At 69.4% G+C, this 9,202-nt stretch carries 6 protein-coding genes and 1 pseudogene; 5 read left to right on the forward strand and 2 right to left on the reverse strand.

The genetic code is table 11. From position 1 onward, the window contains the following. The first annotated feature begins 83 nt into the window (after positions 1-83). The 5 genes and pseudogenes from F9K34_RS14280 to F9K34_RS14300 all read left to right on the forward strand — a co-directional run bounded on the left by F9K34_RS14280 (position 84) and on the right by F9K34_RS14300 (position 6,890). Positions 84-667, forward strand: a pseudogene (locus F9K34_RS14280) (amino acid synthesis family protein). After that, the gene (locus F9K34_RS14285) at positions 668-1,495 is read left to right on the forward strand and encodes an FAD binding domain-containing protein (RefSeq protein ID WP_291337643.1); all 828 of its coding nucleotides are present in this window, start codon (positions 668-670) and stop codon (positions 1,493-1,495) included. Then, on the forward strand, positions 1,492-4,188 hold the full coding sequence (locus F9K34_RS14290) for a molybdopterin-dependent oxidoreductase (protein WP_291337645.1): 2,697 nt from the start codon (positions 1,492-1,494) through the stop codon (positions 4,186-4,188). The genes F9K34_RS14285 and F9K34_RS14290 overlap by 4 nt, the downstream gene beginning before the upstream one ends. 28 nt (positions 4,189-4,216) lie before the next feature. Beyond that, on the forward strand, positions 4,217-5,665 hold the full coding sequence (locus F9K34_RS14295) for a 6-hydroxynicotinate reductase (protein WP_291337646.1): 1,449 nt from the start codon (positions 4,217-4,219) through the stop codon (positions 5,663-5,665). Between the two features lie 58 nt (positions 5,666-5,723). Then, positions 5,724-6,890, forward strand: coding sequence for an aminotransferase class I/II-fold pyridoxal phosphate-dependent enzyme (locus F9K34_RS14300; protein ID WP_291337647.1), 1,167 nt, complete (start codon positions 5,724-5,726; stop codon positions 6,888-6,890). Positions 6,891-6,899: 9 nt separating this feature from the next. Here F9K34_RS14300 and F9K34_RS14305 read toward each other — a convergent pair whose 3' ends face one another. Together F9K34_RS14305 and F9K34_RS14310 are read right to left on the reverse strand one after the other, a co-directional pair. Then, the gene (locus F9K34_RS14305) at positions 6,900-8,099 is read right to left on the reverse strand and encodes an amidohydrolase family protein (protein ID WP_291337648.1); all 1,200 of its coding nucleotides are present in this window, start codon (positions 8,097-8,099) and stop codon (positions 6,900-6,902) included. Between the two features lie 88 nt (positions 8,100-8,187). Further along, positions 8,188-9,060 (reverse strand): LysR substrate-binding domain-containing protein, encoded by an 873-nt coding sequence (locus F9K34_RS14310; protein WP_291337649.1) that lies wholly within the window; start codon positions 9,058-9,060, stop codon positions 8,188-8,190. Positions 9,061-9,202 lie beyond the last annotated feature (142 nt).

Genomic DNA, 9,202 nt, shown 5'->3' on the forward strand with positions numbered 1-9,202 from the left:
CGCGCGGCCTTCCTCGTCCTCGACGGGCAGGGTCGCAGCGTCGGACGGGCGGGCCCGCGCGCCGTCAACCAGGGAGGTGTCGCATGACGAGGGCCAGGATCCGAAAGCTCGTGACAATCGTGGAGGAGGTCCGGTCCGAGATGGGCCGCAAGGAGAGCCCGCCGACGCGCCGCGCCGCCGCCAATGCGGTGATCGGGAATCCCTGTGCCGGCTGCGTCGAGGATCTCGAGGAGCTGATGGCGATCGGCGAGGAACTCGGCGGCATCCTCGGCGACGCCTGCGTCAAGGCGCTCGGCATCCCTCCGGGCGACGCGCAAAGCTACGGCAAGGCCGCGCTCGTCGGCCTCGACGGCGAGCTGGAGCATGCCGCAGCGATCCTCCACCCCCGTCTCGGCAAACCGCTTGCGCGGCGGTGGAAAAGGGTGCGGCCCTGGTGCGGTCGAACAAGAAGCGCGGCGCAGCGGGCCATCCGCTCGACATTCCCCTCGGCCACAAGGTCGCGGCCTATGTCCGGTCGCATTTCGACGGCATGGAGGTCAGCGTGAACGACGCGCCGCGCGCGGATGAGATGCTCGTCGCCGTCGCCGTCGCCGTGGCCGGCCGGCCGCTGCCGCGCTTCGGCGACCTTCGCCACGACGAGGCAGAGGGCAAGGACGGGCTGCGCTAGATGGGATACGTCCGGCCGCGCGAGCTGACCGAGGCGCTGGCCTTCCTGGCCGAGGCGCCGGCGACCGTGCTCGCGGGCGGCACCGATGTCTTTCCCGCGCTCGGCGACCGGCCGGCGCCGGGGCGCGTGCTGGACCTGACGGCGATCGCGGCCCTGAAGGGGATCGCGCAGGACGGCGGCAACTGGCGCTTCGGGGCCGCGGTCACCTGGGCCGAGGTCCTGCGGGCCGACCTGCCGCCGCAGTTCGACGCCTTGAAGCAGGCCGCCCGGCAGGTGGGATCGGTGCAGATCCAGACCACGGGAACTCTCGCGGGAAACCTCTGCAACGCCTCGCCGGCGGCCGATGGCGTGCCGGTGCTTCTTGCGCTCGATGCATCGGTGGAACTGGCCTCGACCGCGGGAACGCGGACCCTGCCGCTGGCCGGGTTCATCGCCGGGCCGCGGCGGACGGCGCTTGCCCCGGGCGAGATCGTGACGGCGATCCGTGTGCCGGTTCTTGGGGGCGAGGTCTGGTCGGGCTTCGGCAAGCTTGGCGCCCGGGCCTATCTCGTCATCTCCATCGTCTCGCTCGCCGGCGTCATCCGGTTCGAGGCCGACCGTGTGGTCGCGGCGCGGCTCGCGGTCGGCGCATGTTCGCCCGTGCCGGTGCGACTTCCCGAACTCGAGGCCGCGCTCTCCGGCCGGCACCGCGCGTCGCTGGTGCAAGCGGTCGAGGCGGTGCATTTCGCCGCCCTCCAGCCCATCGACGACGTCCGCGCGACCGCGGCCTACCGGCGCGAGGCGGTCATGGCGCTTGCCCGGCGGATGCTCGACGGATCCGCGCCATGAACGGGATCGGATTCACCCTGAACGGGCGCAAGGTGGACCATGCGGGCGGGGCGGAGCGCCTGTCGCGGGTGCTGCGGCGTGACTTCGGCTGCACCGAGGTCAAGGTCGGCTGCGACGCCGGCGACTGCGGTGCCTGCACCGTGCTTCTGGACGGCGCCCCGGTCTGCGCCTGTATCACCGCCGCCGCACAGGCCGCCGAGCGCCGGGTCGAGACGCTCGCCGGAATCCGTCAGAATGATCCTGTTTTCGCAAGGCTTTCCGAGGCGTTCCTCAGGCACGGTGCGGCCCAGTGCGGGATCTGCACACCGGGCATGATGGTGGCCGCCGTCGCGCTTCTGCGCGCCAATCCGGCGCCCACCGAGGCCGAGGTCCAAGACGCGCTCGGTGGGGTTCTCTGCCGTTGCACCGGTTATCGCAAGATCATTGACGCGGTGACGGGCGTGGCCGCACCCCGTATCGAAGGCTCCGGCGTCGGGGCCGCCATCCCCCGCATCGACGGGGCGCGCAAGGTGGACGGGACGGAGCGGTTCGGCGACGACGCGACCCCGGCGGGGGCGCTGGTCCTGAAGGTGATCCGCGCGCCGCATGACCATGCCGCCTTCACCTTCGGCGACCTCGCCGCCTACCAGGCCGCGCAGGGGCTCGACCTGATCCTGACGGCCGCCGACATCCCCGGCCGGAATGCCTTCGGCGTCATTCCGGGGTTCATCGACCAACCTGTCTACGCCCCCGGGGTTGCACGGTTCCGGGGCGAGGCGGTGGCCGCCGTCGTCGCTTGCGCCGAAATCATGGACAGGTACGATCCGTCAAGCTTTCCAGTGCGTTGGGAGCCGACGCCCGCGGCCCGCGAGCCCGAGGGTGCGAAGGGCTTGCAAGCCTTTCACGCGGGCCGCGCGGAGAACGTCATGTGCCGGGGCCTCGTCAGGAAGGGCGATCCCGAAACGGCGCTCGCCCGCACCGAGGTGGTGGCGGAGGGCGCGTTCGAGACCCGATTCATCGAGCACGCCTACATCGAGCCCGAGGCAGGACATGCCGACTGCCAGGACGGCCGGATCGAGGTGCATGGTGGCACCCAGGCGCCGCACATGAACCGCGAGTCGCTTGCGGACATCCTCGGCCTGCCCGTCGAGGCCATCCGGATCGTGCCGACGGCGGTCGGCGGCGGCTTCGGATCGAAGCTCGATCTTTCCTGGCAGCCGCATGTGGCACTTGCGGCGCAGGCCTTGAAGCGAGCTGTGCGGATCGCCTATTCCCGTGCTGAATCAATGTCTTCTACGACGAAGCGGCATCCCGCGATAATGCGGGTCCGGGCCGGGGCCACGCGCGACGGGCGGCTTTCCGGCTTCGTCTTCGACGGCACCTTCAACACCGGCGCGCATTCCTCCTGGGGGCCGACCGTAGCGAACCGGGTTCCGGTTCATGCCGGCGGCCCCTACGCCCACGCGAACTACCTGGCGTGCACCGAGGCCGTCCACACGAACTGCGTGCCCGCCGGCGCCTTCCGCGGTTTCGGCGTGCCGCAGGCCGCCATCGCGCAGGAGGCCGTCTTCGACGACCTCGCCGAGGCGCTCGGGATCGACCGGCTGGAGTTCCGCCATCTGAACGCGCTCGACAACGGCGTGCCGACGGCGACGGGGCAGGTCTTCGACGAGGGCGTCGGCATCCGGCCCTGCCTCGACGCGCTCCGGCCGGTCTGGGACGCGGCGATTGAGAAAGCACGGGATTTCAACGCGAAAGGCGGCGAACTTCGCAGGGGCGTCGGGATCGCCTGCGGCTGGTATGGCTGCGGCAACACCTCCCTTCCGAACCCCTCGACGATCCGGGCGGGCATCACTGCGGAAGGCCGCATCGTGCTGCACCAGGGGGCCATGGACATCGGCCAGGGGGCGAACACCGTCATCGCCCAGATCTTCGCCGGGGCGCTGGGCGTGGACGTGACGGCGGTGGAGATCGTCGGCCCCGACACCGATGTGACACCCGACGCCGGCAAGACCTCCGCCTCGCGCCAGACCTTCGTGTCGGGCAATGCCGCGCGGGCGACGGGGCTCGCCCTCAGGGCCGAGGTCTTGCGGCTGACCAATGCGACCGATGGGCGGATCACGATTGCGGCGGACGGTGTCACCGTCGTCTCCCCGGATGGGACCCGCCATCATGCGGCGCTGCCGGTGGGCGCGGGCTACGTGCTCGAGGCGGCCGAAAGCTACGACCCGCCGACGAAACCGCTCGACGCGAACGGGCAGGGGGTTCCCTATGCGGTCTACGGCTACACGGCGCAGATGGTGGAACTCACCGTGGACACCGCGCTCGGGCTCGTGACGCTCGACCATATCCACGCCGCCCACGACGTCGGCCGCGCGATCAACCCGGTGCTGGTGGAAGGACAGATCCACGGCGGCGTCGCGCAGGGGATCGGGCTCGCGCTGATGGAGGAATACATTCCCGGCCGGACCGACAACCTGCACGACTACCTCATCCCGACGATCGGGGACGTGCCGCCGATCACCTCGCACATCGTCGAGGTCGCCGACCCCCACGGACCTTACGGCGCCAAGGGGCTGGGCGAGCATGTGTTGATCCCGACCGCGCCGGCGATCCTGTCGGCCATCCGCCACGCGACGGGGGCGCGGGTGACACGGCTTCCGGCCACACCCGACCGGATACTGGTGGCGATCCGCGCCGCGCGAGGGGATTAAGATGGTCCGACAAGCCGTTGAATCTCGTATGGAAGGCAAGATTCGCTGCGACGCCTGCCCGGTCATGTGCTATATCGCCGACGGTCGCGCCGGCGCCTGCGACCGCTATGCCAACCACGGCGGCGAACTGGTGCGCCTGGACCCCTTCACCGTACTCGAGGCGGCGCGGGAGGACGACGGGCAGGTGGTGCCGTTCCTCGAACTCGGGCCCGGCGAATGGAACGGCGACATCCTCGGGACCGACCGTCCCTTCGTCACCGCCATCGGCGCGGGGACGACCTATCCCGACTACAAGCCCGCCCCCTTCATCGTCGCGCAGGAACACGATGGGGTGGACATGGTGACCGTCGTTACCGAGGGCATCTTTTCCTACTGCGGTGCCAAGGTGAAGGTGGACACCGACCGCTTCCTCGGGCCCGAGGCGGCGCCCGTCCGCGTGGACGGCGAGCCCGTCGGCCACGTGATGACGGCGGAATACGGCTCGCAGATGCTCTCGCTCGGCGGCGTTCACCACCTCACCGGCGGCGGGAAGAAGGAAGGCCGCGTCACCTGCGACGCGCTCCTCCGGCTCTGCAACCGCGAACCGGTGACGGTCACCATCGACGGCGGTGCCGAGGTGGTGTTGCAGGCGGGCCGCCCGCCGGTCGTGAACGGGGTGGAGGAGCATCGGATGCGGGTCGGCTGCGGTTCGGCCACCATCGGGATGTTTGCGAGACAGTGGAAGGGGTTGGTGGACGAAGTTGTGGTGGTTGACGATCACATCACCGGCGTTCTCTCCGAGCATCAGGCGGGCAAGTTCCTGGACGTGGCGCCCACCGGCATCAAGATCCTTGGCCACAAGTCCACCCCGGGCCGCTATTTCCGCGTGGCCGAGCCCGGCGCCGGCTGGGGCGGCACGAACATCGAGGATCCGCTGACGATCCTCGGGCCATGGCGCGAACCGGCGCGGCCGGGGCTCACGCTCCTCATGGTCTCCACCACCGGAGAGCAGTGGGGCTACTACGTGCTCGACGACGATCTGCGGCCCGCGCCGGCGGAGCTTCCGGCGAGCCTGAGGGTCTCAGTCGAACGGATCGCCGAGAACTGCGAGCCATCGGTCACCTCCGTGCTCTTCATGGGCGGCGCGGGGGGCTCGCTCAGGGCCGGCGTCACGGAAAATCCGGTGCGGCTGACGCGCTCGGTGCGGGAGGCGGTGACACGGGTGACCTGCGGCGGCGCGCCCTGCTACGTCTGGCCCGGCGGCGGCATCACCTTCATGGCCGACGTGACCGAGATGCCCTCGAACGCCTTCGGCTACGTGCCCACCCCCGCGCTCGTCGCGCCGGTCGAGTTCACGATGCGGCTTGACGACTATGCAGCCCTTGGCGGACACATGGAGAAGGTCCGGCGGGTGGAGGAAATCGCCGACCAGATTGAGCGCAGGGTGATTACCAGGGCGCCGCCTTGGGTCGCGAGACAAGGCCCCGACCGACGTTGAAACCGATCCTGTACGAATGACAGCGCGGCCCTGCCGGCCGCTGCGGGGGAGGGGCGACATGGCAATCGTTTCTGACGGCGCACGCCGCGCCGGAGAGTCCATACGGGTCGTTTCGGAGTTCGCGGACCAGTTCCTTGCCGCCGATGCGGACGGCGCGGATTTCACCTTCGGCAATCCGCACGAACGTCCGCTTGCCGGGCTCGTCGCGGCGATCAAGGCGGCGGCGGAACCGAATGGCAACGACTGGTTCGCCTACAAGTCCAGCGTGGGCAGCGCGACCGCGGCGGTCGCGGCATCGCTGGGCGCCGAGATGGGATTGCCGGTCGCCGCGGACGACATCACCATGACCCAGGGGGCGTTCAAGGCCATCGCGCTCGCCTTCGATCTCCTGCTCAATCCCGGCGACGAGGTGATCCATCCGAAGCCCGGCTGGTTCGCCTATGCGCCGATCCTGGCGCATCGTGGCTATGTGGGCGTGCACACGCCGCTCGATCCGGTGAGCTACGACCTCGACATTGACGCCATCGCGCGGGCGATCACGCCGCGAACCCGGATCGTGGTCGTCAACAGCCCGCACAATCCGACGGGAAGGATCTACAGCCGTGCCCGGCTCGAAGAACTTGCCGGCGTGCTGGATGCCGCATCCGAACGGATCGGCGCGCGCATCTTCATCCTGTCCGATGAACCCTACCGGCGCATTCGCTTCGACGGCGCGGCGTTCACCTCGCCGGCTGCCGTCTATCCTTGGACGCTGATCGACTACAGCTACGGCAAGATCCTGCTCTCTCCGGGGCAGCGTATCGGGTATCTCGCCCTCGGCCCGTTGATGCCCGAGGCAGACCGGAACGCGCTCACGGCCGCGATCTTTCCGGTGCAGACAGCGCTCGGCTGGGGCTTCCCGGACGCGACGATGCAATATGCGGTGCCGGAGCTGGAGACGCTGTCGATCGACATCCCGGCGCTGACCGCGAAGCGCGACCGGCTTCTCGGTGCCCTGAAGCAGTGGGGCTACCGGATGGTCGATCCGGAGGGGACCTTCTACCTGTGGGGCGATGCGCCGGGCGGGGATTCGCTTGCCTTCGCCCGACGGCTGGCGGAACGGAAGGTCTTCGTCATGCCGGGGACGCTCTTTCACTGCCCGCGGCAGTATCGCCTCTGCCTGACGGCGACCACGGAGATGATCGAGCAGGCGCTACCGGCCTTCCGCGAGGCCGCGCCCGCCTGACCTCAGCGGTCAGGCGCCCTTCACGATCTCGGGCACCCGGGTCGCGGGCGGGGTGTTGCGGCTGCGGGTGGTGCGGACGATGCCGTCGATCACCGTCATGCCGACGCCGGGCAGGTTGCCCTGATGTACCGAGCCGAGCATGGTCTTGCCGGGGGCGTGCTGGGCCATATCGAGGAAGACGAAGTCGGCCGCCCTGCCCGGCGCGATGATGCCGCAGTCGAGATCGCGCATCCGTGCGGTGTTGCCGGTGGCGAAGCAGAAGGCGATCTCGGGCGGCACGTCGCCGAGGCTTGAGAGCATCGCCACCATGCGGAGGATGCCGAGCGGCTGGACGCCTGACCCCGCCGGCGCGTCGGTGCCGAGGATCACCCGTTCCGGCTGCTTCAGTTCGAAGGCGGTGCGCATGGCGAGAAGGCCGGCGCGCTCGTTGCCGTTATGGACGATCTCGATCCCCCTCAGGCAGCTTTCGCAGAGGCAGGTGATCTGGTCGTCCGGGAGCGCGGTATGGCCGCCGTTGATATGGCCGATGATGTCGGCGTCGGCCTCAAGCACCACGTCCTTGTCAATGAGGCCCGAGCCGGGGATCGACGGGCCGCCGGTATGGATCGTCGACTGGATGCCGTATTTGCGCGCCCATTTCACCATCTGCGCCGCGGTCTCGCCGGCCTTGACCGAGCCGAGGCCGACCTCGCCCAGCAGCCGGACGCCGGCCGCCGCGAGGTCGCGGAAATCCTCCTCGACCATGCCCTCCTCGATCACCGGGGCGCCAGAGTGGACCTTGACGCCCGAGGGGCGGAAATTCTCGTACCAGCGTTGGCTCGCGATCGCCATCGCCTTGAGGCCGACGATGTCCTTCGGCCGGCCCGGCGCGTGCACTTCGCCCGCCGAAATCATCGTGGTGACGCCGCCGTGCAGGCAGCTATCGATCCAGTTCAGTTGCTGCTGGCGCGGTGTGTAGTCGCCGATCACCGGATGGACATGGCTGTCGATCAGGCCGGGGCAGAGGGTCACGCCCTTCGCGTCCACGATGGTGGTCGCGTGACCGGTGTCGAGGTCCTTCTCGCGGCCTACGGCGGCGATGCGGCTGCCCTCGCAGACGACACAGTCGCCGTCGATCAGCGGCTCCTCGATCCGGCCGGAGAGGATCTGGCCGATGTTGCGGATGACGAGCTTGGTCTTGCCGGCGGGGGCGGGGGCGGGATCGGCCATGGGAACCTCGGATGGCTGGTCGCTATAGCCGGATCGTTCCACAGAAGTCGTTAGCGGGCAAATGTTTTTCGGGCGACCGGCGCGGGCCTCAGGCAGGCGGCATCGCGCGGGCGATGTCGAAGAAGGCGGCGACGAGTTTCGCGGCTCGACGTTCGCGCAGGCAGACGAGCGCCTCTTCCATCATCAGTGCCGGGGCGTCGGCGATGGGGATAAAGACGAGCCGCGCGTCGGCACCGAACTCCGCCAGGGAAACGAAGCCGACGCCGGCGCCCGAGGCGACGATCTCGCGTACCGCCTCGCGGCCCTCGGCGGTGATGGCGGGGGTCAGGGCGATGCCGTCCGCCGCCGCGGCCTCCTCGAGTTTGCGGCGGGTCTTGGAGCCCTCCTCGCGCAGGACGAGAGGCAGGCCGGGAAGGTCGGCAAGACGGAGGCGCGCCCGTGAGGCGAGCGGGTGGGTCCGGGCGACGAAGGCGGTGATCGGCGTAGCACCTAGCGGCAGCGCCTCGATGTCGCGCCCCTCGGGCAGGTCGCCGAGGACGCCGATGTCGGCCTCGTAGGCATGAAGCGCGGCGAGCACGGTTTCCGTATTGCCCGCCGTCACGGTGATCCGCACCCCGGGGTGACGGTCGCGGAAGCGGGCCAGGATGTGGAGGAGGTGATGCGCGCTGTCGGCGACGATGCGGAGCGTCCCGGCGCGCAGGGCCCGGGATTCCGAAAGAAGCTCCAGCGCCTGTGCCTCGCTGTCGAAGAGCCTGCGGGTGATCTCCAGCAGGCGCTCGCCCTGCGGTGTCAGCGTGACACGCTTTTTCAGGCGACTGAAGAGAAGGACGTCGTATTCCTCCTCGAGTTTGCGCACCTGGTCCGAGACCGCCGGCTGGGTGAGGTGCAGTTCTTCCGCCGCGCGGGAAAAGCCGCCGTGGAGTGCGACGTTGTGAAAGGCGCGAAGCTGGACGTAGCGCATGGGATGCCCCCCCGTGAACCTGTCGGCGCTCATATGCGGAAGAAATTTATGATTCAATCTAAAATAACGATTTTGCAGATGCTGCAATGCGTGGGACAGCGGGGCCGAAGCCGACGTTCCGGAGACTGCCCATGTCCAGCCC

It is taken from the genome of Albidovulum sp., assembly GCF_008933605.1.
In the GTDB taxonomy this organism is placed as follows: domain Bacteria; phylum Pseudomonadota; class Alphaproteobacteria; order Rhodobacterales; family Rhodobacteraceae; genus Albidovulum.